Origin of the sequence: Sphingomonas sp. S6 (assembly GCF_043498045.1) — a bacterium.
GTDB lineage: Bacteria > Pseudomonadota > Alphaproteobacteria > Sphingomonadales > Sphingomonadaceae > Sphingomonas.
The window spans coordinates 1-23,813 of record NZ_JBIEOE010000010.1 but is presented as its reverse complement, the minus strand read 5'-3'; the positions used below and the strand labels follow the sequence as shown (position 1 = coordinate 23,813).

Sequence of the window (23,813 nt, the reverse complement as noted above, 5' to 3'; positions counted from 1 at the left end):
AGGAATATCACGGGTTGCAGGCTCACGACAGGTGACGAACGAGGACGATCAGGGCGGAGCAGGCGCGGCCGAGGCGTTCGAGGCCATGCGCGGCGAGCTGGCGCTGCGCCGTGGAGGGCTTGGCGGCCGAGCGCGGCGATCGACATACCCGACCATACCGAGACGCTTGGCGTGCTCCAGCAGAACGTGAACACGGCAGGCGAGAACGTCGCGCGCATCGGCCAATTCCTGAAAGCGGCCCCGGCGCTGGCGATGACGCCGGAGCAGATGGCGCAGCGCATCGCCGCGGCGGGCAGCGCCGCCCGGCGCGAGGATCAGGCGGCGCTCGCCAAGGCGGGCGAGGACAAGGCCCGCATCATGGCCGATCTTCGCGCCATCGCCGGGTCCGCATGGACACGCGCCGACCAGAAGAATCGGCAGCTATGGTTTGCCCTGGGTGGGGTGGCGGCCGGCATCCTCGCATGGGCGATCGTGCCGGGCCTGGTCGCGCGCGAGATCGCACCGGCGAGCTGGCAATGGCCCGAGCGCATGGCGGCGCGGACGCTCGACTTGCCCCGCTGGGAAGCCGGGCAGCGTATGATCCAGAGCGCCAGTCCCACCGCGTTCCGCGCCATCGTCGGGGCCGACAGGATCGTGACGGCCAACCGCGCGGCGATCGAGGGGTGCGGCAAAGCCGCAGCGCGAAACGCGTGAAACGGTGCGACGCACGATCACGCTCAAGTGGAGTAAAAGTTAGCCGCGCAAGTTATTCAGCCAAGCGTTCGATGATCGGACAATCAGGCCGATCATCGCCATGACAGGCTTGGGCGAGCCCGGTAAGCGAGCGGCGCATGGCGTCCAAGACGCGGACCTTGCGGCCCAGTTCGGCAGCGCGGGCTTCCGCCAGCGTCTTCACTTCCGCGCTCGACCGATCGCGATCCGACCACAGCCCCAGCAGCGTGCGGATTTCCTCGATCGGGAACCCCAGGTCGCGCGCGTTGGCGATAAATCGCAGCCGATGAACGTCAGCGTCGGCGTAGTCCCGGTAGTTCCCGCGCCGTGGCGGCGCGGGCACCAAACCAATCTTTTCATAGTGGCGGATCATGCGTTGGGAGACGCCGCTGGCGTCCGACGCCGCTCCGATGTTCACAGCTTTACCGCGTTGAGCCGCAGTGCGTTCAGGACCACGGTGAAGGACGAGAGCGCCATCGCTGCACCGGCCAGCATCGGCGACAGCAGGATACCGGCAACCGGGTAAAGCACGCCGGCCGCAACCGGCACGCCGATTCCGTTGAACAAGAACGAGAAGAACAGGTTTTGGCGGATATTTCGCATCGTCGCGCGAGCGAGCTTGCGGGCGCGCACGATCGCCGAGAGATCGCCGCGCGTGAGCGTCATGCCGGCGCTTTCGATCGCCACGTCTGTTCCCGTTCCCATCGCCAAGCCGACATCCGCGGCGGCGAGCGCCGGAGCGTCGTTGATCCCATCGCCCGCCATTGCGACCCTTGCGCCGCTCGCTTTCAGCTCGCCGATGATACGCGCCTTGTCTTCCGGCAGCAGATCGGCGCGCACGTCATCAAGACCGCCCACGGCGCGCGCGACAGCATCGGCCGTCCCACGATTGTCGCCGGTGAGCATGACGACCCGCAGGCCCTCCTTGCGAAGCGCGGCAATAGCGTCGCGCGCCGATGCGCGCACCGGATCGGCGACTGCGAGCAGACCGGCGAGCGCCCCGTCGATCGCGACGAGGATGATGCCCGCGCCTTCGCCACGGTGACGATCGGCCGCGGCGTCGACCGGCTTGAGATCAGCGCCGATCCGGCTCATTTGCACCGCATTGCCAATCACGACCGAGCGGCCGCCCACCGTGGCGCTGACACCCAGCCCGGTTTGCGAGGCAAAGTCCGCGACTGTGCCGAGCTGCAATCCTCGTTCTTTGGCGGCAACGACGATTGCGTGCGCGAGCGGATGTTCGGATTGGCCTTCGACGGCCGCGGCAAGCGCGAGCATGTCGTTCTCTCCGACCGCGCTGACCGTCTCGACCGCGATCAGCTTGGGCTTGCCTTCCGTGAGCGTACCCGTCTTGTCGATGACAAGGGTATCGACCTTTTCCAGCCCCTGTAAGGCTTCCGCGTTCTTCACCAGCACGCCGGCCTGAGCGCCGCGTCCCGTGCCGACCATGATCGACATGGGCGTGGCGAGCCCGAGCGCGCACGGGCAGGCGATCACCAGCACTGCGATGGCGTTAAGCAGGGCATGGCCCATGCGCGGCTCAGGGCCGACCAGCGACCAAGTGATGAAGGTCGCAATCGAGATCAGCACGACGAGCGGCACGAACCATCCTGAAACCCGATCGGCGACCGCCTGTATCGGGGCGCGGCTTCGCTGCGCTTCCGCGACCATGCGGACGATACGCGCGAGCATCGTGTCCGAACCAACCGCGCGGGCTTCCATCACCAGGCTGCCCGTCCCGTTGACGGTGCCCCCGGTAACGATCGCCTCGACTTCCTTGAGGACCGGCGCGGGTTCGCCGGTGAGCATGGCTTCGTCGACCGACGAACGACCCTCGACCACGACGCCATCGACCGGGATGGCTTCACCGGGGCGGACCCGCAGCCGGTCACCGGTTGCCACGTCGGCAAGCCCGACTTCTTCTTCAGAACCGTCAGGCTGCAAGCGTCGCGCCGTCTTGGGGGCGAGATCCATGAGAGCGCGGATCGCGCGCCCTGTCGCCGCCCTAGCGCGCAGTTCGAGCACTTGCCCGAGCAGCACCAGTGTCACCACGACGCCGGCCGCCTCGTAATAGACGGGAACCATGCTCCCATGCGTGCGGAAGGTCGCTGGGAAGATGCCCGGCGCGAGCGTCGCGACCACGCTATAGAGGAAGGCGGCACCTACGCCGATCGCGATCAGTGTGAACATATTGAGATGGCGGGTACGAAGCGATGTCCACCCCCGCTCGAAAAACGGCCAGCCCGCCCACAGCACGATCGGCGCGGTGAGTGCGAGCTGGACCCAAGGCGAGGCCGCAGGGCTAACCACATGCAGGCCTAACATTTCCGCGAACATCGAGACGACGAGCAGCGGGATCGTGAGCGCGCCCGCCACCCACAGTCGGCGCGTGAAGTCGACCAGCTCAGGGTTGGGAGTATCGTCGAGCGACGGTTCTTCGGGTTCGAGCGCCATGCCGCAGATTGGGCAAGTTCCCGGCCCTTCCTGGCGAATTTGCGGGTGCATCGGGCACGTCCACATCGCCCCCGGCGTCGCCATCGGCTCCGGTTTCGGCTTATCGCTCAGATAGGCGTCAGGATTGGCGACAAACTTGCTCCGGCACCCTGCGCTACAGAAATGATAGGCATGACCAGCGTGCTCGGCATGGTGTGTCGTTTTTGCGGGATCGACCGTCATGCCGCACACCGCGTCGATCACTGCTGCTGCGGCATCGTTGTCCTTACTGCCCGAGCAGCAGCCGCCCGCTTCGGTGTGATGATGTTCGTGCTCGATCTTTGCGGGAGCGGCCGAGCCGCCCCCGCAACAGGATGAGGGCGTGGAGACCGATTCAGGCGCAGGCTTCGAACAGCCGCAACGCCCGGCTTGGGAATGGTAATGAGGGTCGTTCATGGCAAGACTCCTTCGACCCGAGAGCATGTAGGGTATGACACCGTGTTAGGGTCAAGGCCCTGTCGGCACCGCTGGCGTGTATGTTGAATCTACGCGCGGGAGCGGCGTTGCCCTCATATTGCGGGGGCCAGCTCTACACCCTCGACGCCATAAGGGCCGCAGCTTAGGTCTATTACTAGCTCGCCAAACGCGGGCCGGGGGCAATCGGGGACATATGGCAGCGCAGATCGACAGTCTTTCTACTGGCACCGACCATGACGGCCTGGTGCGCCGCTTAATTGCCCGCTGGCGTGACGATCAGGGCGCGACCTATCGGAGCTGGTTTCTTTGGGACGAGCGGTTGAAGAACTTCCGATCAATCCGGCGCGGCATCACCCAGGTTGTCGGCGAGATCGAGCGCGGCACGTTCGGCGTCGCCTACCGCGGATCGTCGCTCGAAACCGTCGTCCATTCCGTCGCCGAGCAGCGGCAAATCTTCAAGGGCGCGGACCATGCGTTCCTCTGGAAGCCGAAGCTCCGCATCCCCGACATTTACGAGAGCCCCGACAATCAGCGCGCGTTCGGCCGCTTGCTCGACGCCTGTTCCTGTTGCGACACGGCCGAGGAGATCATCAGCCATATCCACGCGATCGACCGTTTGAAGATCAAGGGGCTGGGTCCGGCGGTCGCCAACCTCCTCTACTTCCTTCACCCGACGCTGGTGCCGCCCTTCAACACCGCAATCGTTAAGGGCTACAACGCGCTGACGGGGGCGAATGTGAAGCTCGGGAGCTGGGAGCATTTTCTGGCGATGCGGACCGGCATCCTCGATCTCAACGACCGCTTCCGCGAGCTGCTATCGAATGATTTAGGCGCGATCGGCGGTCTGTTGTTCGACATCGGCTCCGATCGCTATCCGGCTCCGCCCCTCGACGTGAGCGGCGCGACGCTGGCGAGCTGGGGGCAGCGGCTTGAGGCGGCGCGCGAGGAAGCGCGCACGCTCAGCAAGGCCGCTCAGCGCGAGGGCGAGAACGAGCGCACCCATACCGAAATCCAGGCATGGCTTCGCGATCTAGGGTTGGCGCTCGGCTATGACGTATGGATCGCCGCGAACGACCGCAGCCGCGCCTTCGACGGATCACCCTTGGGCGCAGGATGCCTTGAGCGCCTGCCCGACACGATCGCGACGTCGAAGGGCGCTGACTCGATCCGGCTGATCGACGTGCTGTGGCTTGAGAAGGCCGGCGATCATGTCGCCGCGGCGTTCGAGGTGGAGCATTCGACCTCGATCTATTCGGGCATCGTCAGGATGCTCGACCTGGCCTTGAGCGGTGGCGACCTTCACGCGACCGCGGGGCTGTTCCTTGTCGCGCCCGACGCGCGCGAGACGGACGTTCGCGCGCAGTTGCAGCGGCCCGCGTTCAGCCGCGTAGCCGACCTCGACATATCCTACCTGCCCTATGGCGAGCTGGAGAAGAACCGGGAGGCCATCGCGCGGTTCGGATCGGGACTGAAAGCGATCAAGGCCGTTTCCAGCAAGCTCGCCTAGCCCGCTCCGCGCAAGGGATGATCCGGAGAGCCGCGTATCCTCTAGCATGTAGAGGAGTGCTGCCGTGACGATGCCATCCCCGGCCCCCTGGCTCGACGCCGTGCTGATCGGGTGGTTCGTGCTGACCGCCCTTTCGGTCGCTTACGTCGCGTGGGATGCCTTCACCCGCAACCCCGAGCTGCGCGTGATGAAATGGGGGTGGCTGTTGGTCACGCTCTATGGTGGCCCGATCATGGCCGCGGCCTATGTCCTGTCCTGCCAGGAGCCGGCGAACGAGCGGCACGAGGATTTCGTTCGACCGCTCTGGAAGCAGGCGTTCGGCTCGGCCATCCATTGCATGGCGGGCGATGCAACCGGCGTCATCGCCGCAGCCGCGATCACCACGGCGCTCGGCCTGCCGATGTGGCAGGACGTGATCGCGGAATATGTGTTCGGCTTCGCGTTCGGACTGCTGATTTTCCAGGCGCTTTTCATGCGCGACATGGCGGGCGGTTCCTATTGGGGCGCGCTTCGCATGTCGTTCATCCCCGAATGGCTGTCGATGAATGCCGTCATGGCCGGCATGATCCCGACGATGGTGGTGTTGATGAGCCGCGACATGGCCGCGATGCACGCCAGCTCGCTCCGCTTTTGGGGCGTCATGTCGCTGGCGACACTCGTCGGGTTCGCAGTCGCCTATCCGATCAACCTTTGGCTGGTTGGCGTGCGCTTGAAGCACGGCATGGGCACGGTGCGCGCGCTGGGGCATGGCGGACACGAAGTCGGCGCGGACCGGCAATCGGCCACGCCGATGCCGGACATGGGACACGACGCAATGGCAGGGATGAGCGGCATGGCGGCCGGCGCGCGCGTGACCGGACCTCAGATCGCCGCGATGACAGTGTTGACGCTCATCATGCTTGGCGCGGGCATCATCGTTGCGACGCTGTTCGGTCGGTGGGCCATGTAACTTGCCGCGAACGACGGAGATCGCGGCAAGGGGTGATCGCGCGGCGCGCGTATCTAGGAACAGGCGGGGGCTCATACGGAGATAATGCGATGCACCAGATCGACCCCGGCATGAAGGCGTGCATGGACGCCTGCCACGAATGCCATGTGACCTGTCTTCACATGGCGATGAACCATTGCCTCGAAATGGGCGGCCAGCACGCCGCGCCCGAGCATATGAAGATCATGGCCGACTGCGCGCAAATTTGCGCGGTTGCGATCGACTTCATGGCGCGCAAGTCCGCCCACCATCAGCATATCTGCCGCGAGTGTGCCGAGATCTGCCGGGCTTGCGCAGCGAGCTGCGAGGCCCTGGGCGGCATGGAGGATTGCGTGGCAGCGTGCCGGAAGTGCGCCGATTCCTGCGATCGGATGGCGGCATAGCGGGGCTTGCGCGGGCGGTCGCCCGCCCGCGCAGCTATCTGCATATCAACGGCCCATGCTCGCGATCACAGCGAACAGCTCGGCCGTGAACTTGGTCAGGAGCTCGGTCGCTGCGCTCCCGAAAATCACCAAACATACGCCTAGCGCGATCAGCTTAGGCACGAAGCTCAGCGTCTGTTCGCTAATCGACGTCGCCGCCTGGATGATGCTGATTATCAGCCCGACGATCATCATCGGCACGAGCAGCACCACGCAGATCAGGCCGGCCACGGCCAGCATCCTCCCCGTCTCGTCGAGCAGGATCGACTGATCCATCAGGCGCGGCCTCGTGAACGGCCGGGGACCGCGAGGGCTCCCCGGCCGCGCATCACATCGCCGATGCAGGCGGCGCGAGCGTCCCGAGCCAGGCGATCAGCCCGAGAACCGCGATGACACAGGCGGTTTCGATCGCCAGACTTGTCCGCAGCGCGCCGAGGGCGCCCTTGTGATCGTCCGCTGCGATCGACCGCTCGAATGCCGGCGTGAGCCGGAAGCGGTTGAGCGAGGCGAGCCCTAGCATGGCGACGAACAGCGCCAGCTTTGCGATCAGGAGCTGACCATAGAGCGTCGCAGGAAGCGTGGCGAGGTTGCCGATCCCGACCAGCATCCAGCCGTTGACCAGGCCGGTGACGAGGATCGTGCCGACCACAACCGTCCCGATCGCGCCGAACCCGTGCAGCGCGCGGTGCGTCAGCCCCAGATGCGCCGCGTCTACGCGCGCCGCGGGTCGGGAGACGAGCAGGAGCAGCCCCAGTAGTGCGCCAACCCAAGCGCCCGAGGCGATCAGATGGAGAATGTCGACGATGAGGTGGACCCAGCCCATCACGGCTTCGTCCATCGCGCCGTGTCCGGTCCACGCCAGCGTTGCGAGTGCCACGGCCGAGCAGAGCGCGACGATGCTCAGCCAGATGCCGCGCCCGCCCGCGACCAGCGCTGCCAGCGCCGCGAGGGCCACCATGACCATGCGCAGCTTCCATGCTGCTCCGATCGCAGAGCCGGTGAGCAGCGCGCCGACTGCTTCACGGTCGATCGGCCAGGCCGGCGTTCCGGCCATTGAGGAGGCCATCAGCACGACCCAGGCGCCTGAAAACAACAGGCTCAGGCCAGCGCTGGCGATGAACCAGGGACGCAGCGCGAGCGCGTCGCCGCGCTCGCGCGCCCGCAGCCCATAAAGGCTGAATGCGGCAAGGCCGAACAGCGCAGCCAGCGTCACGTAGAGCGCGAAGCGGACGCCGATAAGCGACCAGTCCCCCATCGCCTCACTTCACCGCGAAGACGTAGGTTCCTGCGACCTTGTGGGTGTCGGTCGAGACGACATTCCACGCGACGCTATACCGACCCGATGGGAGCGGCGATTTCGGGGTGATGACGAGGGTCCGGCCATCGGACGAGAGCGCGGAGGCGCTGGCCATCTTCATGGCTGCCATGCCGGGCATCGCTGCCATCGTGAGATCGGCCTTGGAGAAGGCTGGCATCAGCTTCTCGCTGAAATGAAGTTCGATACGAGCGGGCTTCGCGACCGTCGCATTGGCGGCCGGCGATGCCGACACCAGCTTAGGATGGGCGTTCGCCGTTCCGGCGAACATGACGAGAGCGGCAGCAGCAGTCAGAACGGATAGGCGGCGCATAGGGGGCCTTTCGACAGGAGGGTTCCTGTCCTTCATTACGCGCCCCGATCGACCACCCCTCACGGATGGATTTGAGGGATGGGCGCGTCGCTTGCGTAATCCATGCTAGAGGGGTGGAGTGAACGACATGGACCTCGACGCAGTATTGATGAGGCTGGCGCAAGCACCCGTGCCCGCGAGCCTTGATGGCATGGAAGATCGCGTGCTGGCGCGGGTCGCCGCACGTCCAGCGGCGCGCGCCGGCTTAGGCGTTGGGGCAATGACGATCGCTGCGGCGCTCGTCATGGGCATCTTCGGTGCCGGTGTGCCCGCGAAGGAAGCCAGCGCGGCTTCGCTATCGCCCTTGGGGCCGGTGTCGCCGCTCGCGCCCTCCACGCTGCTCGTCGGCGTGCAATGAGCGGCCGCATCCGCCTTCTGCTTGGCATTGTCGCGTGCTTCATCGCCGCGATCATCGGTGTGTTCGTGGGGCGGGCGCTACTTCCGCCACGTGCCCAGCCCGGCTCGGAGCTGCACGACGTGCTGCATCATAAGCTGGCGCTGGACGCCAACCAGGAAGCGCGACTTGAAGTGCTGGAGCAGCGTTTCGCCGTGCAGCGGCGCGCATTCGAGCTGGAATTGCGGGCGAACAATGCCCGGCTCGCTGAAGCGATCGAGGCCGAGCATGGCAACGGGCCGCGCGTCGCCGCAGCGGTCGACCAGAGCCACGCCGTCATGGGCGAGCTCCAGAAAGCGACGCTGGCGCACATCTTCGCCATGCGCCAGCTCTTGCGGCCCAATCAGACCGGCCAGTTCGATCAGGCCGTGGTGAAGGCGCTCACCGACGACGCACGTTGAGGTTCGGCGCGTGAGCCTCGACTGGACCACGCTTACGGACGGCGAGCTGGCGACCCTCAGCATCGCCGGGCGCGAAGCCGCCTTCGCCGAGATCATGCGCCGCCATCGGCAGTCAATCTTCCGCATGGTGCGCGCGTGCGTCGGCGAGGCCGACGAGGCGCTGGACCTTCTGCAGGAGACCTTCGTCGCGGCGCATCAGGCCCTGCCCCGCTACGACGGCGATCGATCGATGCGCGCGTGGCTATCGACGATCGCGATCAACAAGTGCCGCGATTGGGGGCGCAAGCGCACCGTGCGGCGCTTTCTGGCGTTCGCCGCACCGATCGGCCCGGAAGCCGAAGCCATTGCAGACGACCAGGTGGCGATCGACGACGCGACGGGCGACCGACAGGAACTCGACCGCGTGACGCGCGCCATTGCGGGCTTGCCGACCGCATTGAAGGAATCCTTGGTGCTGCGCACGATCGAGGGGTTGAGCCAGGCTGAAACCGCGGCAGTGTTGTCGATCAGCGAAAAGGCGGTAGAAACCCGCCTCTATCGCGCGCGATCGAAGTTGCTGGAGCGATTGGGCGGGCGCTGAGGGATAGCGCCCTGAGCTGCGTATCAAGGCTAGAGGGACACTCCCGTTCGAGAGCCTTGAGGACCGTATGAGCCGCACTATCGATCGCCGCCAGATGCTTCGCGGCGCCGCCCTTGCTGGCGGTGGCATGGCGCTGACCGCCTATATGCCCGCGTGGGCGCAGCCTGTCTCGGGCGGGATCGTCAAACCGCTGCCGACCGTCTCGGGCACTGACATCGCGCTGACGATCGACAGTTTCAGACTTCCCGTCGACGGCAAGTCGACGCCCGCAATCGGCGTCAACGGCACGGTGCCGGCCCCTCTCATTCGCTTGAAGGAGGGGCAAAAGGTCCGCCTCTCCGTCACCAACAATCTCGACGAGGACAGTTCGATCCACTGGCATGGGCTGCTCGTGCCGTTCGCGATGGACGGCGTGCCCGGCATCAGCTTCCCCGGCATCAAGGCGCGCTCGACCTTCATCTACGAGTTCCCGATCATCCAGTCGGGCACCTACTGGTATCACAGCCATTCCGGCGAGCAGGAGCAGGGCGGACTTTACGGGCCGATCGTGATCGACCCGGCCGGTGCCGATCCGATCGCGTTCGACCGCGAGCATGTGATCGTGCTGTCCGACCACAGCCAGATGACCGGCGAGCAGATTTTCCGGAAGCTGAAGCAGATGGGCGGCGCCTATTTCAACTATCAGCGGCCGACCCTCGCGGGCTTGCTCGCGGGTCGGGAAATGCCGCTCAAGGACCGGATCGAGTGGGGAAAGATGCGAATGGACCCCGCCGACATCGCCGACGTCACCGGCTCGACCTATACCTTCCTGGTCAACGGCTACGGGCCGTATGACAACTGGACGGGGCTGTTCAAGCCGGGCGAGCGGGTCCGCTTGCGGATCATCAACGCCGCGGCGCAGACCAACTTCAACGTCCGCATCCCCGACCTGCCGATGACCGTCGTGCAGGCCGATGGGCAGAATGTCCGTCCGGTGAAGATCGACGAGTTCCAGATCGGCGTTGCCGAGACGTTCGACGTGATCGTGACGCCCGAGGACCGGGCCTACAGCTTCGTCTCCGAGGCTATCGATCGCTCCGGCATGGGCCGGGCGACGCTCGCCCCGCGTGAGGGGATGGTCGCCCCGGTCCCGCCGCTTCGTCCGCGCACGCTGCTGACCATGACCGATATGGGCATGGACATGGGGAGCATGGGCGGGATGCAGGGCATGTCCGGCATGAAGGACGAGAGCCCGGTCGCCACGCGCGGGCCGGACCCCACCTTGATGCAGAACGCCTCGCGCAATCTTTGGAAGCTGACGGGCTGGAAGGGGCCGACCGATCACGGGACGGTCGCGGCAGGCGCAGCGATGGCGGGCATGTCCGGCATGTCGGGCATGGACCACAGCCAGATGGGCGGCGCTGTAATGCCCGGGATGGACCATAGCCAAATGGCAGCGGGCGGTGCTGGCATGGCCGGCATGGACCATAGTGCCATGTCGGGCGGATCGGGCCAGGCTGGCGGCATGGCCGGGATGGACCACGGGTCGGGTGGCGGCATGAACATGAACATGCGCGACCCGAAGAATGCGCCGGGCGTGAAGATGGGGCCGGGCGTGCAGACCATCTCCCCGATGCCGAAGGACCGTAGCGGTGAACCGCCCCAGGGTCTGGAGGGCCTGGATCACCGCGTCCTCACCTATCGCGACCTCGTTTCGCTCGCGCCCAACCCCGACGTGCGCGCGCCGTCGCGTCAGTTCGAGATCCATCTGACCGGTAACATGGAGCGCTACATGTGGGGCTTCGACGGGCAGAAGCTGAGCGATCCCGCCGACCCCATCCCGTTCCGCAAAGGCGAGCGGGCGCGGGTGACGTTGGTCAACGATACGATGATGCCGCACCCCATCCATCTCCACGGCCATTTCTTCGAGCTGGTGACGGGGCACGGCAATCATGCGCCGCGCAAGCACACCGTCAACGTGCCGCCTGGAGGCAAGATGACCTTTGATCTGACCGCCGATGCACCCGGCGATTGGGCGTTCCACTGTCACAATCTCTACCACATGACCGCAGGCATGATGCGCGTCGTCACCGTTCGCCCGTTCGCGGGAGAGGCGGCATGAACCGGCTGACCGCGGCGCTCGCCGCCGCCACCATGCTCGGCATCGCCGGTCCTGTCGCCGCTCAGTCGATGCAGGGCATGGATCATTCGGCAATGCCGGGCATGACCATGCCGATGCCTGCGAAAAAGAAGCCGGTGGTGAAGCCCACGGCCAAAGGCAAGCCGGCCAAGACTAGGTCAGCTCCTGCGAGGCGACCATCAGCTTCGACGACGAAACGCCGCGCCGCGCCAACGGCCGGCATGAATGGTATGGATCACGGGACCATGCCGGGCATGGATCACTCGTCTATGCCCGGCATGGACCATGCGGCTCCGCAGGGCTCACAGCAGGGCATGGAAGCCATGCCGGGGATGCAGATGCCCGGAAACGGCCAAACGGTCCCTCAGGGCTCCCAGCAGCCGATGCAGGGCATGGACCATTCGGCGATGCCGGGGATGACCATGCCAGCCGACCAGCACAGCGGCCACGACATGCAGGGCATGTCGGGAATGGCCGGAATGCCAGGCATGGCGGCCGATGGGGTGCAGCAGACTGGCACCGCGCTTCCCGCAGGAAACGCCCCCGCCCCGCCCCTGCCGACCGACCATGCGGCCGACAGCGTTTACGGCGCGGACGCGATGGCGATGGGTCGCCATCACCTTCAGCAGCATCACGGCGGTCAAAACTTCAGCCAGGTGCTATTGAACCTCGCTGAGTATCAATTCCGCAACGGTCGTGACGGCTATCGCTGGGATGGCGAGGCGTGGTTCGGGGGTGACATCAACCGCCTCTTCATCAAGTCTGAGGGCGAGGGAGCCTTCCGCGAGGGCATCGAGAGCGCCGAGGTGCAGGCGCTCTATAGCCGGACCATTGGCCCTTATTTCAATCTACAAGCGGGTGTCCGCCAGGATTTGGGGCCGTCCCCGAAACGCACCTATGCGACCGTCGGGCTGGAGGGGCTGGCACCGGGCTTCTTCGAGCTAGAGGGCGCGGTATTCCTGTCCAACAAGGGCGACCTGCTAGGGCGGCTTGAGGGCTATTACGACCAGCGCATCACCCAGCGGCTGATCCTGCAACCGCGCGCCGAGCTCAATTTCGCTGCGCAGGACGTGCCGGAAAACCGGATCGGATCGGGCCTATCCAACGCCGAGCTTGGATTGCGGCTGCGTTATGAGATCCGGCGCGAGTTCGCCCCCTATGTCGGCGTGTCATGGGATCGCCGCTTCGGCGACACCGCCCGCTACGCGCGCGCCGATGGGGATCGCGCAACGTCCAAGAGCATCGTCGCCGGCGTTCGTGTCTGGTTCTGATCGATGGAGGAACAGATGGCTCAAGACGGCAGGCGCTCGATAAGGCAGCACTTCCCGAGCCTGCCGTTCGTAGGCGCCCTGGCGATCGTCCTGGCGCTGGGCGCAGCCGCGTTTATCTACCTTGGCGTGTATAACATCGCGGCCGACGAACCGCACACGCCGGCGGTCTATTCAATGCTCGAACGCCTGCGCGATCGGTCGATTGAGGCACGCGCGCGCGGCATAACACCCCCGGCCGATCTGGCATCGGCGCAGCGCGTGTCAGTCGGCGCGGGCCTTTACGGAGAAATGTGTTCCGGTTGCCATCTCGGCCCCGGCGTCGAGAAATCCGAGATGAGCCAGGGCCTCTATCCACAGGCGCCGGAACTCGCGCGCGCTCAAGATCTCACCCCCGCCCAGCAATTCTGGATCATCAAGCACGGGGTGAAGCTCAGCGCCATGCCGGCATGGGGCAAGACGCATCCCGACCCCCTAATTTGGAATATGGTCGCGTTCGTCCGCAAGCTCCCCGGCATGACGCCCGAACAGTATAAGGCACTGGTCGCGAGCGCCCCGGCCGATCACGACGAGATGATGAAGGACATGCCGGGTATGAAGTGACCCCGGCGACGAGGTTGAGGGAGGAGTGGTTCTGAAAAGCGCGAAACTGAGGCTGCATCTACTCGCGAGCCGCACGCACAAATGGCTCGCGATCATCATCGGCGCGCAGCTCCTGCTATGGTTCGCAAGCGGCGCCCTGATGAGCTTCCTGCCGATCGATCGGGTGCATGGCGATCACCTCGTTGACCGCAAAGCCGCGGCGCCCCTTCCCCGCGGCAGCACGTTCGCCCCACCATCGGCGATCGTAGGCGCAGCAGATGCGCCCATCGAGGCCATCACCTATCGCATGTGGCTTGGCCGCCCGGTCGCCGAGGTCGCGACAGCCAAGGGAACGCGCCTGTTCGACGCCGCGACGGGCCAAGCGCTGCCAGCACCAACGGCTCGTGAGGCCGAGGAGATCGCGCGTTTGGCATGGCGTGGCGGTGCTCGACCAGCGGCGAAGGTAGAGCGGATCGAGCGCGCCAGCCCCGAATATCGCGGCACGCTCCCCGCCTGGCGCGTCGCGTTCGCCGACCTCGATTCCACCCGCGTCTTTGTCGCGGCCGACACCGGTCGGATCTCGGCTGTCCGAACCGGCACTTGGCGGCTCTACGACTTCTTCTGGGGCCTTCACATCATGGATTGGACGAATCACGAGAACTTCAACACGCCCTGGCTGCTCGCCTTCGCGATCGGTGGGCTTGCGCTTTGGTTAGGGGGGGCAGTGCTTCTCTACATGCGATGGCCCAAAACGCGGCGTCGCAACATCGTGATCGAGGCATAATATACGCGGCTCAGGAGCGTAGCCCTCGGAAATAAAGTCCTGTTTCCTGACAATTTCTCGCGCGTTCTAGCACCCCGGGTGAGGGATAGCCGCCTCGCACGCGTAGAAGTCTTAGAACCCAGGGAGATCAATAATGCGCTTCGCACCAACATTCGCAGCTTTGGCGCTGCTCGCCACGCCCGCCCTCGCGCAGCAGAGCGGCGGAATGCAGGGCATGAACCACGGTCAGATGGCCGGCATGAACCACGACGACATGGCGGGCATGATGGCCGGCAATCCCTACGGCCAGGCCGAGATGGACATGCATCAGAAGATGATGGCGGCCAAGCAGGGCGACGCGGCCGAAATGTGGACGCGCAAGATGATCGAGCATCACCGAGGCGCCATCGCCATGTCGCGCGTTGCGGTGCGTGACGCGCGCGACGCCGAGACCAAGCGCATGGCGCAGATGACGATCACGAAACAGGAAAAGGATATTGCCGAGCTGCAGGCGTGGCTCAGCAAGCACGGCAAGCGCCCGCAATAAGGGAGCGCTGCCCCGCCCTGTCGATCCCCCTACCCCCCGGCAGGGCGGGGATTTCCTTTTAGGAGCTGATGATGAAGAATGGTGTTCGTGGCGCCGTCGCCGCCTTGCTAATGACCATCCCAGCGGTCGCATCGGCCGCGGCCGACATCGCCATGCACCGCGATCCGGGTTGCGGCTGTTGCGAGAAATGGGCGGCGCAGGTGCGTCAGCAGTTCGGCCGCAAGGTCCAGATCATCGACGATGATCGCCGTGAGGTGCTGCAGCGTAAGATCGGCCTGCCCGCTGACCTCGCGTCCTGCCATACCGCGATCATCGACGGCATGGCGTTTGAGGGACATGTCCCGATCGCGGACATGAAGCGCGCGCTGGCCCAGCATCCTAAAGGCGTGCGCGGCTTGGCCGTGGCCGGAATGCCGATGGGCTCACCGGGCATGGAGGTGCCCGGCATGAGAACCCAGCCCTATGACGTCATTGCGTTCGGTGCCGCTGGCCGGCGTGTCTTTGCTAGCCACGGCGCCTAAACGACAGGTTGTCTTGTGAGCGGCAAATCTTCCCCGGCGCTTCATGCCGGCACTACGGCACCCGGCAAACCACCCGTATTGACCTCGGCGTTGACAATTGGGATAGTATCCGGGTGTTGAAAGCTCGTCTTTCTCTCTTGCTTCTTGTTGGAGCGTTGCTTGGCCTTTTGGGCCAAGGAATTGCGTATGCGGCCGGCCCATCGCTCTCACCCAAGATGGCGATGAGCCATGTCACCCCATCCCGCATGGATTGCGCGGGTATGGCGACCCCGGATCCGTCATCGGAACACCCATGCAAAGGACTGACGCTGGCGTGTATCGCCCAAATGGGATGCGTTGTTCCCATGACGTTTGAGGAGCCGGCAAGAGTGCTGAAGCGCTCGATCGCATCTCAAATCGTTATCTGGCCTGCCAGCCGGGCACTTGCCGGCCTCAACGTCGCTCCCGAGCCCGAACCGCCTACCGTTTGATCGAGTCAAGCCGTGTCAGGCTGCAGCCGTTCGCCGGTTGCGGCTCTGCCGATTTTAAATCTCGATCAAATTGGAAAGTGACATGAAAACGTTCATCTTGGCGGTATTTGCCGCTAGCCTCGCCGCGTCGGCAGCGACGGCGGCCACATCTGAAAATAAAAGCAATGGTCATTGGGAGTGGCGTTCCAATTACCAGCCGGGCCCGCGGGCGCCGCTTCAAGCCCCACGTCGCGTATGGGTTACGGACGTTCCCCAGTCGAGCGCCTGCGTGTGCCCGATGATGGAACGCGGTCGCGACGCCTGCATGTCAATGAAGGGCGGCCAGTCAACTTAAGCTGGCGAGCCTGAACAGGTGCCGGGCTCCGATCAACCATTTGGAGCCCGGCCATCATTATGACATGAAGGGACTAGAGGGATGCGCGCATCCATGATGCTCGCGGTCGCCGCGCTCACGACGAGCGCCGCGCACGCGCAGACACTTACCTATGACCAAGCGCTGCGCGATGCGGTTGCCAACGCCCCGGGAGCGGTTGCCGGTCGCGCGGGGGTCAGCGCCGCCCAAGCCGATGCACGTGCGGCGGGAAGCCTTCCGGACCCCCGTGTGTCGATCGGAATCGAGAATTATCCTGTCTCTGGGCCACCCGCCTTCTCCCTATCCAGAGACGACATGACGATGGGGCGTGTCGGTTTCCAACAGGACCTACCCAACCTTGCCAAGCGTCATGCCGCGCAAGCGCAGGCACGCGCCGTGATCGCAACGGCAGAAGCATCGCAAGCGACCAAGCTCCGGGAGGTGCGATTGGGAGCGGGGCAGGCATGGATCGACCTTGCTTATGCCGAGCGTCGACTAGCTGCCCTCGACACCGTTCTGCTATTCCTTCGATCTCTCCCTTCCGCTGCGCGGGCCGCCGTGACGACCGGTTCGGTCCGCCCTGGTCAGACACTGACGACCGATCAGGAGATCGCGGCACTCGACGACCGCCGCGACGAGTTGATGGCCGCCGTTGCGCGCGCCCGCGCGATGCTGGCTCGCTGGACCGGCGTATCGGCGCCCGAGATTGCCGGCGATATGCCCGCGATCGATCTGGCTCCGGCGCGGCTGCGGGACGCGCTCAGCCTTCACTCCGACATGGTTCTCGCCGAGGCCGGTATTCAGCGCGCCCAGGCCGACGTGGATGCGGCGCGAGCGGAGAAGCGACCCGATTGGGGGGTAGAGGTAGCTTATCAACGCCGTGACCCCCGGTATGGCGACATGGTGTCGGCGGGAGTTTCGATGAGCCTGCCGCTGTTCGCTCGATCGCGTCAGAACCCGCGCATCGAAGCCCGCAAATCCGCACAGGCGCAGGCCGAGGCCGCGCGCGAAGAAACCCGGCGCACATTGGCAGCCGATCTGGAGGCCGCGCTGGCGGACCACCAAATGCATCACAGCCAATGGCAGCGCGCGCGCGACGTGCTCCTTCCGCTCGCTCGGAAGCGAGCCGATCTGGAGATAGCGAGCTACTCTGCCGGTCGCGCGAGTCTTGCGGATGCCATCGAAGCCAAGACCGCGCTCGCCGACGCCGAGCTGACCGTGCTCGACCGTGAGGCGCTCGTCGCCGCAGACTCTGTCCGCCTCACCATTACCTTCGGGAGCGCCGATCGATGAGCGACACTACCATTACCCGCGCCCGCCTTGTCACCGCGGTAAGCGCGCTGGTGCTGGTCGCAGGGGGCGTGGGCTTCGGGCTCGCGAAACTTGGCACGTCCTCGGCTGCCGATCAAACGGCATCCCCAGCCCCGCAGAAGAAGATCCTCTACTGGTATGATCCGATGATCCCGGGGGAGCGGCACGACGGCCCGGGTCTCTCGTCGATGAGGATGAAACTGATCCCCCGCTATGCCGACGAGGGCGCAGGCGGTAGCGCCGCACCGGGCGTAGCGATCGATCCGGCCAGCCTCCAGCGGCTCGGCGCGCGGATCGTCACGGTCGAACGCGGATCGTTGTCAAACTCGGCCTCGGCAACCGGCAGCATCGAGTTCAATGACCGCAACGTTGCGGTCGTGCAGGCACGCAGCGGCGGCTTCGTTCAGCGCGTCTATGCGCGCGCGCCAGGCGATGTCGTGCCGGCAGGCGCCCCGCTCGCCGATATCCTTGTGCCCGAATGGGCGGGCGCGCAGGCGGAGTATCTCGCCGTGCGCCGCACCGGGGATGCCGGGCTCACGCGGGCGGCACGAGAGCGCCTGTTGCTTCTCGGGATGCCCGCCGGATCGATTGCATCGGCGGAGTGGCGCGGCCGACCGCAAGGTGTGACGACGATCAGCACGCCCGTGGGGGGCGTCATCAAGACGCTCGGCGTCCGACAGGGGATGACGGTCGCGCAAGGACAGACACTGGCGGAGGTGAACGGCCTCGCCACCGTGTGGCTGAACGCGGCTGTCCCTGAGGCCCTCGCAGGAAACCTGCGGATCGGCACGCCCGTCATCGCCACGCTGGCGGCTTTCCCGGGCGAAAGCTTCAGGGGCCGCATCGCTGCGATCCTGCCCCAGGCCGAGGCAGCGAGCCGCACGCTCACAATCCGCGTCGAGCTCCCCAACCGTGCCGGCCGGTTGCGCCCCGGTATGTTCGCCAGCGTGGCGCTCGACCAGGGGAGCCGCGATGCACTCCTTGTTCCGAGTGAGGCCGTGATCCGGACCGGCCGGCGCACACTCGTCATGTTGGCAGGGCCGGGTGGACGCTTTCGACCCGCCGAGGTTCGCACTGGCGCAGAAGGCGGCGGCAAAACCGAGATAGTCGCCGGCCTGACCGAGGGTGAGAAGGTTGTCGCGTCGGGCCAGTTCCTGATCGACTCCGAAGCGCGCCTCGCTGGCCTCGATGCGCGTCCGATTGGTGTCGAAGCGTCACCCGCAACAAAGCCGGCCGTGAAACCCACCGCGTCGATCTATGAGACGGTCGGCAGCATCGAGGCGATCGATCGCAGTTCCGTCACCCTGTCCCATCAGCCCGTTCCGGCGATCGGCTGGCCGGCCATGACAATGACGTTCCGCGTCGCCGATCCCGCGTTGGTGCGTGGGTATCGCAAGGGTGAGCGGGTGCGGTTCGGCTTTGATCAACCCGCCGATGGTCCAACGCTGCGCCGCATGACGCGCGAGGCTGGGCGATGATTGCCGCGATCATCCGCTGGTCGGTCGCGAACCGCTTCCTCGTCGTCCTGGCGGCCATCGCGCTCGCCATGGCCGGGGTGTTCGCAATGCGTGCCACCCCCGTCGATGCGCTCCCCGACCTGTCCGACACGCAGGTCATCATCCGCACGAGCTGGCCGGGCCAAGCCCCGCAGATCGTCGAGAACCAGGTGACGTATCCGCTCACCACGACGATGCTGTCCGTGCCTGGCGCGAAAACCGTGCGCGGCTATTCGTTCTTCGGCGACAGCTACGTCTATGTCCTCTTCGAGGATGGGACCGACCTCTATTGGGCGCGCTCACGCGTGCTGGAGTATCTGAGCCAGGTGCAGGGACGGCTTCCCCAAGGCGCGCAGGCCGCGCTGGGTCCTGATGCGACGGGGGTCGGCTGGGTCTATGAATACACGCTGTTGGACCGCACCGGCCGCCGTGACCTGTCGCAGCTCCGATCCTTGCAGGACTGGTTCCTACGTTATGAACTGAAAACGCTGCCCGGCGTTGCGGAGGTGGCGAGCATCGGCGGAATGGTGAAGCAATATCAGGTGCTGCTCGACCCGACGCGGCTCGCCGCATTCGGTGTCACGCACACTCAGGCCGTCGATGCCATTCGCCGCGCCAATCAGGAGGCCGGCGGGTCCGTCCTCGAGCTGGGCGAAGCCGAATATATGGTGCGCGCGTCAGGTTACTTGCGCACCGTCGACGATTTCCGCGCGATCCCGCTCAAGGTCGCCGGTGCCGGCGTCCCCGTTACCTTGGGCGACGTCGCGTCGATCCAGATCGGCCCCGAGATGCGCCGCGGCATCGCCGAGCTGAACGGCGAAGGCGAGGTCGCGGGCGGAGTCGTCATCCTGCGTCAGGGCAAGAATGCACGGCAGACGATCGAAGCCGTCAAGGCCAAGCTCGCGGAACTGAAAGCGAGCCTTCCCCCCGGCGTCGAGATCGTCACCACCTATGACCGCTCGCAATTGATCGACCGCGCGGTGGAGAATTTGACGGGCAAGCTGATCGAGGAGTTCGTCGTCGTCGCGATCATCTGCGGGTTGTTTCTGTGGCATGTCCGGTCTGCGCTGGTCGCGATCGTCACCTTGCCTCTGGGGGTGCTCGCGGCCTTGCTCGTCATGCGTGTGCAGGGGGTGAACGCCAACATCATGTCTTTGGGCGGTATCGCCATCGCGATCGGCGCGATGGTCGATGCCGCGATCGTGATGATCGAGAACGCGCACAAGCGGATCGAGCGATGGGAACACGACCATCCGGGCGTGGCGCTGGCGGGCGAGGAACGCTGGCGCGTCATCACCGAGGCCGCGGCCGAGGTCGGGCCGGCGCTGTTCTTCAGCCTCGTCATCATCACGCTGTCGTTCGTGCCGGTGTTCACGCTCGAAGCGCAGGAGGGACGGCTGTTCGCCCCGCTCGCCTTCACCAAGAGCTATGCGATGGCGGCAGCGGCGATCCTGTCGGTAACGCTCGTGCCGGTCCTGATGGGATGGCTGATCCGGGGACGCATTCCGGCCGAGAACGACAACATTATCAACCGCGTGCTCACCCGTGCCTATCGCCCGGCGCTCGACCGCGTGTTGGCGCGGCCTTGGGCGGCGATCGGCATCGCCGCCCTGGTACTGGCGACGACGGCATGGCCGCTGACCCGATTGGGTGGCGAGTTCATCCCGACGATGGATGAGGGCGATCTGCTCTACATGCCGTCCGCGCTTCCCGGCCTTTCGGCCGCGAGCGCCTCGGCCCTGCTCCAGCGCACAGACCGGCTGATAAAAACCGTTCCCGAGGTCAAAACCGTGTTCGGCAAAGCCGGACGCGCCGAGACCGCGACCGACCCGGCACCGCTCGAGATGTTCGAGACGACCATCCAATTCAAGCCGCGCGATCAATGGCGCGCGGGGATGACGCCGGCAAAGCTGGTGGAGGAGCTGGACCGCACAGTGCGCGTGCCCGGCCTCACGAACGTATGGGTGCCTCCGATCCGCAATCGGATCGATATGCTCGCGACCGGCATCAAGAGTCCCATCGGGGTGAAAGTGTCGGGGTCCAACCTCTCCGAGCTGGACCGCATCGCCGGCAGCATCGAACGTGTAGCCAGGACCGTGCCGGGCGTCAGCTCGGCATTGGCAGAACGGTTGACCGGAGGCCGCTATGTCGATGTCGATATCGATCGGGTGACCGCGGGGCGCTACGGTCTCAACATCGCCGATGTGCAGGAGATTGTGTCCGGCGCGATCGGCGGCGAGACGATCGGCCAGACGGTGGAGGGCCTTGCCCGCTACCCGATCAGCGTCCGCTACCCCCGCGAGCTGCGTGACAGTCTGGAGGGACTGCGAACTCTCCCAATCGTCACCGCATCGGGTCAGCAGATCACACTCGGCACCGTCGCATCCGTGTCGATCGCGGAAGGTCCACCGATGCTCAAGACGGAAAATGGTCGACTCTCGACATGGGTCTATGTCGACGTGCGCGGGCGCGACCTGGCCTCCACGGTCGCCGATCTGCGCCGTGCTGTTGGCAAAGATGTTCGGCTCAGCCCCGGCGTCTCGATCGCCTATTCCGGACAATTCGAGTATCTGCAGCGTGCCGAGGCTCGGTTGATGCTCGTCGTGCCGGCGACACTCGCGATCATCTTCCTTCTCCTCTACCTTACCTTCGGTCGCCTCGACGAGGCGGCGCTTATCATGGGCACACTGCCCTTCGCGCTGACCGGCGGCATCTGGACATTATGGCTGCTCGGCTATGCGCAATCGGTCGCCACAGGTGTCGGGTTCATCGCGCTCGCCGGCGTGTCGGCGGAGTTCGGCGTCGTCATGCTGATCTACCTGAAACACGCATTGGCCGAGCGCGGGCCGTCACCGTCGGGCGAGCAAGTATCGGAAGCGATCAGGGAGGGCGCGCTGTTGCGGGTACGTCCCAAGGCGATGACCGTCGCTGTCATCGTCGCCGGGCTGTTCCCCGTGCTGATCGGGCATGGCGCCGGATCGGAGGTGATGAGCCGGATCGCCGCGCCGATGATCGGTGGAATGCTGACCGCCCCTTTCCTCTCCATGTTCATCCTGCCAGCCGCCTACTTGCTCTTGCGGCGGCGAGCTTCAACCCGCCCCGAAAGGAAGATCTGATGAAAGCCACTTTCTCCATGCGCGCCGCATTCATGCTACTAGTCACGCCGATCGCAGCGAGCGCTCTTGCTCAAGGCAGCAGGCCGGCTGCATCGGCTGTAAAATCCGGCAGCGGATCGGGGACGATCACTGCCGTCGACGCGAAAGGTGGAACCGTAACCATCAAGCACGGCCCGATCCCGACGATCGGCTGGCCCGCAATGACGATGACCTTCCGGGCATCCCCCCCGACCCTGCTCAAGGGACTGCGGTCGGGGCAGCGGGTCGCATTCACCGCCAAGGCGAAGGGTATGACGGCAGAAGTTACGGCGATCAGCCCGCATTGACGACGCGTGCCGACCTTCGCGTCAGTGCGCCATCGCCAGCACGGGCGGCGCAGCGATCATCCACAGCGCCATCGCGACCATCATCAGGTTTTCGGTGAGCGAGATGAAGCCGAGCGGCACGTTGCTGTCCCCGCCCACGCACGCGCATTTCAGCTCACGCTTGTCGATGTAGACGGCCTTGAACACCGACACCGCGCCGATCGTACCGATAACGAGCGCGACGGGCACCGACAGCCAGGTCAACGCGCCGGCTGCCATCAGGACGCCCGCCGCTCCTTCCGCGTAGGGATAGACATAGGAATAGGGCACCCAGCGCTTCGCGAGCAGATCGTAGTTGAGGAACATGCTCGAGAAGCTCTCGACGTTCTGGAGCTTGAGCATCGCCAGAGCGCACATCGAGAACGCGATGAACCATTCACCCGCCCGCACCGTGAAGGGCGTGCCGAGTACCGCATAGCTGGCGGCGAGCGCCATCAGCGCCGTCATCGCGAACACGGCAATCACCGGGCGATAGGTGACGGCCTTGGGGTCGCGGACCATCTTGCCGAAGAAGCGGCGCAGATCGTCATAGCCGCCGACCCGCTCCCCGGCGATAAAGATCTGCGGGGTCGTCTTGACGCCGTGCTTCGCCTTGAAAGCGTCGGTTTCTTCCCGCGTCATCAGCCAATGGTCATCGACCGCATAGCCTTCCCGGCGCAGAAGATCCTTCGCCTTCAGCCCGAAAGGGCAGGTATGTTCCGGCATCACCATCCGGTAGATCGTCGCCTGTTTGGCGGGGGCGCTCGCCATGCCGCTTCTCCAATATCCTCGCCCCGCCTATATAGGGTCCGTACCATAGTACGGAGTCAAGGCATGACCGGCATGACGATCGCGGCGCTCGCGCGCGAGGGCGGCGTCGGCGTCGAAACGGTGCGCTACTATCAGCGTCGCGGTTTGCTGGACGAGCCAGACCGGCCGACCGGGGCTGGCGCCGGAGGCGGCATCCGGCGCTACGGCACCGATGACGCCCGCCGCCTTCGCTTCATCCGCTCGGCGCAGGCAGCCGGTTTCACGCTCGAGCAGATCGGTGAGCTTCTGGCGCTGGATGCGACCGACGATCGCGCGCGTGCGCGCCAGCTCGCCCATGAGCAGATGGCGGCGCTGGATGCGAAGATCGCCGAGCTTGAACAGGCGCGTGCTTCGCTGCGTCGGCTTGCCAGCGAGTGCGGCTCGGGATCGGCAGGGCCGTGCCAAATCCTGACAGCGTTCGATTCACCGACTGAGTGGGGTCGGTTCCGGCTGAGGGCGAAATGACACCCTAAGCGTCGGCGTCTTTCGGCCAGAGGTATTCGCCGGTGAGGAGGATGTGCGCCCATCCGAGCG

Annotated in this window: 24 protein-coding genes; 18 read left to right on the top strand and 6 right to left on the bottom strand. The window is 65.5% G+C overall.

The annotated features are described in order from the left end of the window. Positions 1 to 171: 171 nt before the first annotated feature. Positions 172 to 693, top strand: a complete 522-nt coding sequence (locus ACGVWT_RS14265) for a DUF6118 family protein (protein WP_017980796.1) — start codon at positions 172 to 174, stop codon at positions 691 to 693. 52 nt (positions 694 to 745) lie between these two features. Here the strand turns inward: ACGVWT_RS14265 and cueR are convergent, their stop codons facing one another. Further along, positions 746 to 1,129, bottom strand: a complete 384-nt coding sequence (gene cueR, locus ACGVWT_RS14260) for a Cu(I)-responsive transcriptional regulator (protein WP_017980795.1) — start codon at positions 1,127 to 1,129, stop codon at positions 746 to 748. Next, positions 1,126 to 3,483, bottom strand: a complete 2,358-nt coding sequence (locus ACGVWT_RS14255) for a heavy metal translocating P-type ATPase (RefSeq protein ID WP_371262954.1) — start codon at positions 3,481 to 3,483, stop codon at positions 1,126 to 1,128. Before ACGVWT_RS14255 ends, cueR begins: the two co-directional genes overlap by 4 nt. A 331-nt stretch (positions 3,484 to 3,814) precedes the next feature. On the opposite strand from ACGVWT_RS14255, the gene ACGVWT_RS14250 reads away from it, so the two are divergent. The 3 genes from ACGVWT_RS14250 (at position 3,815) to ACGVWT_RS14240 (ending at position 6,499) form a co-directional block, all read left to right on the top strand. After that, positions 3,815 to 5,128, top strand: coding sequence for a hypothetical protein (locus ACGVWT_RS14250; RefSeq protein ID WP_017980793.1), 1,314 nt, complete (start codon positions 3,815 to 3,817; stop codon positions 5,126 to 5,128). A gap of 70 nt (positions 5,129 to 5,198) precedes the next feature. Continuing rightward, positions 5,199 to 6,077 (top strand): DUF4396 domain-containing protein, encoded by an 879-nt coding sequence (locus tag ACGVWT_RS14245; protein WP_017980792.1) that lies wholly within the window; start codon positions 5,199 to 5,201, stop codon positions 6,075 to 6,077. A gap of 89 nt (positions 6,078 to 6,166) precedes the next feature. Beyond that, positions 6,167 to 6,499, top strand: coding sequence for a four-helix bundle copper-binding protein (locus ACGVWT_RS14240; protein ID WP_017980791.1), 333 nt, complete (start codon positions 6,167 to 6,169; stop codon positions 6,497 to 6,499). A 45-nt stretch (positions 6,500 to 6,544) separates the two neighbouring features. On the opposite strand, the gene ACGVWT_RS14235 is transcribed toward ACGVWT_RS14240, so the two are convergent. The 3 genes from ACGVWT_RS14235 to copC are packed head-to-tail and all read right to left on the bottom strand — an operon-like array spanning position 6,545 to position 8,166. Then, a complete protein-coding gene (locus ACGVWT_RS14235; protein WP_017980790.1) occupies positions 6,545 to 6,814 on the bottom strand; it encodes a flagellar biosynthetic protein FliQ in 270 nt (89 codons plus the stop codon). Between the two features lie 52 nt (positions 6,815 to 6,866). Next, positions 6,867 to 7,793, bottom strand: a complete 927-nt coding sequence (gene copD, locus ACGVWT_RS14230; protein WP_017980789.1) for a copper homeostasis membrane protein CopD — start codon at positions 7,791 to 7,793, stop codon at positions 6,867 to 6,869. Between the two features lie 4 nt (positions 7,794 to 7,797). Then, a complete protein-coding gene (copC, locus tag ACGVWT_RS14225) occupies positions 7,798 to 8,166 on the bottom strand; it encodes a copper homeostasis periplasmic binding protein CopC (RefSeq protein WP_020486671.1) in 369 nt (122 codons plus the stop codon). A gap of 127 nt (positions 8,167 to 8,293) precedes the next feature. Between copC and ACGVWT_RS14220 the strand changes: the two genes are divergently transcribed. The 13 genes from ACGVWT_RS14220 (at position 8,294) to ACGVWT_RS14160 (ending at position 22,451) form a co-directional block, all read left to right on the top strand. Next, complete coding sequence (locus ACGVWT_RS14220; RefSeq protein WP_020486670.1) at positions 8,294 to 8,563, top strand: hypothetical protein; 270 nt, start codon at positions 8,294 to 8,296, stop codon at positions 8,561 to 8,563. After that, positions 8,560 to 9,000 carry a periplasmic heavy metal sensor gene (locus ACGVWT_RS14215; RefSeq protein WP_017980786.1) on the top strand — a complete coding sequence of 147 codons (441 nt, stop codon included), beginning with the start codon at positions 8,560 to 8,562 and terminating at the stop codon, positions 8,998 to 9,000. Before ACGVWT_RS14220 ends, ACGVWT_RS14215 begins: the two co-directional genes overlap by 4 nt. A 10-nt stretch (positions 9,001 to 9,010) precedes the next feature. After that, a complete protein-coding gene (locus ACGVWT_RS14210) occupies positions 9,011 to 9,580 on the top strand; it encodes an RNA polymerase sigma factor (RefSeq protein ID WP_018251214.1) in 570 nt (189 codons plus the stop codon). 67 nt (positions 9,581 to 9,647) lie between these two features. Then, positions 9,648 to 11,681 carry a copper resistance system multicopper oxidase gene (locus ACGVWT_RS14205; protein ID WP_018251213.1) on the top strand — a complete coding sequence of 678 codons (2,034 nt, stop codon included), beginning with the start codon at positions 9,648 to 9,650 and terminating at the stop codon, positions 11,679 to 11,681. Further along, complete coding sequence (locus ACGVWT_RS14200; RefSeq protein WP_043060765.1) at positions 11,678 to 12,970, top strand: copper resistance protein B; 1,293 nt, start codon at positions 11,678 to 11,680, stop codon at positions 12,968 to 12,970. Before ACGVWT_RS14205 ends, ACGVWT_RS14200 begins: the two co-directional genes overlap by 4 nt. 3 nt (positions 12,971 to 12,973) lie before the next feature. Further along, positions 12,974 to 13,570 carry a cytochrome c gene (locus tag ACGVWT_RS14195; RefSeq protein WP_017980781.1) on the top strand — a complete coding sequence of 199 codons (597 nt, stop codon included), beginning with the start codon at positions 12,974 to 12,976 and terminating at the stop codon, positions 13,568 to 13,570. A gap of 25 nt (positions 13,571 to 13,595) precedes the next feature. Then, on the top strand, positions 13,596 to 14,333 hold the full coding sequence (locus tag ACGVWT_RS14190; protein ID WP_017980780.1) for a PepSY domain-containing protein: 738 nt from the start codon (positions 13,596 to 13,598) through the stop codon (positions 14,331 to 14,333). Between the two features lie 160 nt (positions 14,334 to 14,493). Continuing rightward, on the top strand, positions 14,494 to 14,859 hold the full coding sequence (locus ACGVWT_RS14185) for a DUF305 domain-containing protein (protein WP_018251211.1): 366 nt from the start codon (positions 14,494 to 14,496) through the stop codon (positions 14,857 to 14,859). 68 nt (positions 14,860 to 14,927) lie between these two features. Further along, positions 14,928 to 15,380: a DUF411 domain-containing protein gene (locus ACGVWT_RS14180; protein ID WP_017980778.1), complete on the top strand. Its 453-nt coding sequence runs from the start codon at positions 14,928 to 14,930 to the stop codon at positions 15,378 to 15,380. Positions 15,381 to 16,277: 897 nt separating this feature from the next. After that, a complete protein-coding gene (locus tag ACGVWT_RS14175; protein ID WP_018251210.1) occupies positions 16,278 to 17,495 on the top strand; it encodes a TolC family protein in 1,218 nt (405 codons plus the stop codon). Further along, positions 17,492 to 18,991, top strand: a complete 1,500-nt coding sequence (locus ACGVWT_RS14170; protein ID WP_056432830.1) for an efflux RND transporter periplasmic adaptor subunit — start codon at positions 17,492 to 17,494, stop codon at positions 18,989 to 18,991. Before ACGVWT_RS14175 ends, ACGVWT_RS14170 begins: the two co-directional genes overlap by 4 nt. After that, positions 18,988 to 22,125, top strand: coding sequence for an efflux RND transporter permease subunit (locus tag ACGVWT_RS14165; protein WP_018251208.1), 3,138 nt, complete (start codon positions 18,988 to 18,990; stop codon positions 22,123 to 22,125). Before ACGVWT_RS14170 ends, ACGVWT_RS14165 begins: the two co-directional genes overlap by 4 nt. Further along, on the top strand, positions 22,125 to 22,451 hold the full coding sequence (locus tag ACGVWT_RS14160) for a copper-binding protein (protein WP_017980774.1): 327 nt from the start codon (positions 22,125 to 22,127) through the stop codon (positions 22,449 to 22,451). Before ACGVWT_RS14165 ends, ACGVWT_RS14160 begins: the two co-directional genes overlap by 1 nt. Positions 22,452 to 22,472: 21 nt before the next feature. On the opposite strand, the gene ACGVWT_RS14155 is transcribed toward ACGVWT_RS14160, so the two are convergent. After that, positions 22,473 to 23,240 carry a glutaredoxin family protein gene (locus tag ACGVWT_RS14155; protein ID WP_017980773.1) on the bottom strand — a complete coding sequence of 256 codons (768 nt, stop codon included), beginning with the start codon at positions 23,238 to 23,240 and terminating at the stop codon, positions 22,473 to 22,475. 63 nt (positions 23,241 to 23,303) lie between these two features. Between ACGVWT_RS14155 and ACGVWT_RS14150 the strand changes: the two genes are divergently transcribed. Continuing rightward, entirely contained in the window at positions 23,304 to 23,744 is a 441-nt protein-coding gene (locus ACGVWT_RS14150; RefSeq protein WP_394426892.1) for a MerR family DNA-binding protein, read from the top strand. The last annotated feature ends 69 nt before the right edge of the window (positions 23,745 to 23,813 follow it).

Bases quoted from the DNA above. Each gene is read 5' to 3' on its own strand.
- ACGVWT_RS14250 (WP_017980793.1), top strand. From the start codon at position 3,815: ATGGCAGCGCAGATCGACAGTCTTTCTACTGGCACCGACCATGACGGC.
- ACGVWT_RS14245 (WP_017980792.1), top strand. From the start codon at position 5,199: ATGCCATCCCCGGCCCCCTGGCTCGACGCCGTGCTGATCGGGTGGTTC.
- ACGVWT_RS14240 (WP_017980791.1), top strand. From the start codon at position 6,167: ATGCACCAGATCGACCCCGGCATGAAGGCGTGCATGGACGCCTGCCAC.
- ACGVWT_RS14235 (WP_017980790.1), bottom strand. From the start codon at position 6,814: ATGGATCAGTCGATCCTGCTCGACGAGACGGGGAGGATGCTGGCCGTG.
- copD (WP_017980789.1), bottom strand. From the start codon at position 7,793: ATGGGGGACTGGTCGCTTATCGGCGTCCGCTTCGCGCTCTACGTGACG.
- copC (WP_020486671.1), bottom strand. From the start codon at position 8,166: ATGCGCCGCCTATCCGTTCTGACTGCTGCTGCCGCTCTCGTCATGTTC.
- ACGVWT_RS14220 (WP_020486670.1), top strand. From the start codon at position 8,294: ATGGACCTCGACGCAGTATTGATGAGGCTGGCGCAAGCACCCGTGCCC.
- ACGVWT_RS14215 (WP_017980786.1), top strand. From the start codon at position 8,560: ATGAGCGGCCGCATCCGCCTTCTGCTTGGCATTGTCGCGTGCTTCATC.
- ACGVWT_RS14205 (WP_018251213.1), top strand. From the start codon at position 9,648: ATGAGCCGCACTATCGATCGCCGCCAGATGCTTCGCGGCGCCGCCCTT.
- ACGVWT_RS14200 (WP_043060765.1), top strand. From the start codon at position 11,678: ATGAACCGGCTGACCGCGGCGCTCGCCGCCGCCACCATGCTCGGCATC.
- ACGVWT_RS14195 (WP_017980781.1), top strand. From the start codon at position 12,974: ATGGAGGAACAGATGGCTCAAGACGGCAGGCGCTCGATAAGGCAGCAC.
- ACGVWT_RS14180 (WP_017980778.1), top strand. From the start codon at position 14,928: ATGATGAAGAATGGTGTTCGTGGCGCCGTCGCCGCCTTGCTAATGACC.
- ACGVWT_RS14175 (WP_018251210.1), top strand. From the start codon at position 16,278: ATGATGCTCGCGGTCGCCGCGCTCACGACGAGCGCCGCGCACGCGCAG.
- ACGVWT_RS14170 (WP_056432830.1), top strand. From the start codon at position 17,492: ATGAGCGACACTACCATTACCCGCGCCCGCCTTGTCACCGCGGTAAGC.
- ACGVWT_RS14165 (WP_018251208.1), top strand. From the start codon at position 18,988: ATGATTGCCGCGATCATCCGCTGGTCGGTCGCGAACCGCTTCCTCGTC.
- ACGVWT_RS14160 (WP_017980774.1), top strand. From the start codon at position 22,125: ATGAAAGCCACTTTCTCCATGCGCGCCGCATTCATGCTACTAGTCACG.
- ACGVWT_RS14155 (WP_017980773.1), bottom strand. From the start codon at position 23,240: ATGGCGAGCGCCCCCGCCAAACAGGCGACGATCTACCGGATGGTGATG.
- ACGVWT_RS14150 (WP_394426892.1), top strand. From the start codon at position 23,304: ATGACCGGCATGACGATCGCGGCGCTCGCGCGCGAGGGCGGCGTCGGC.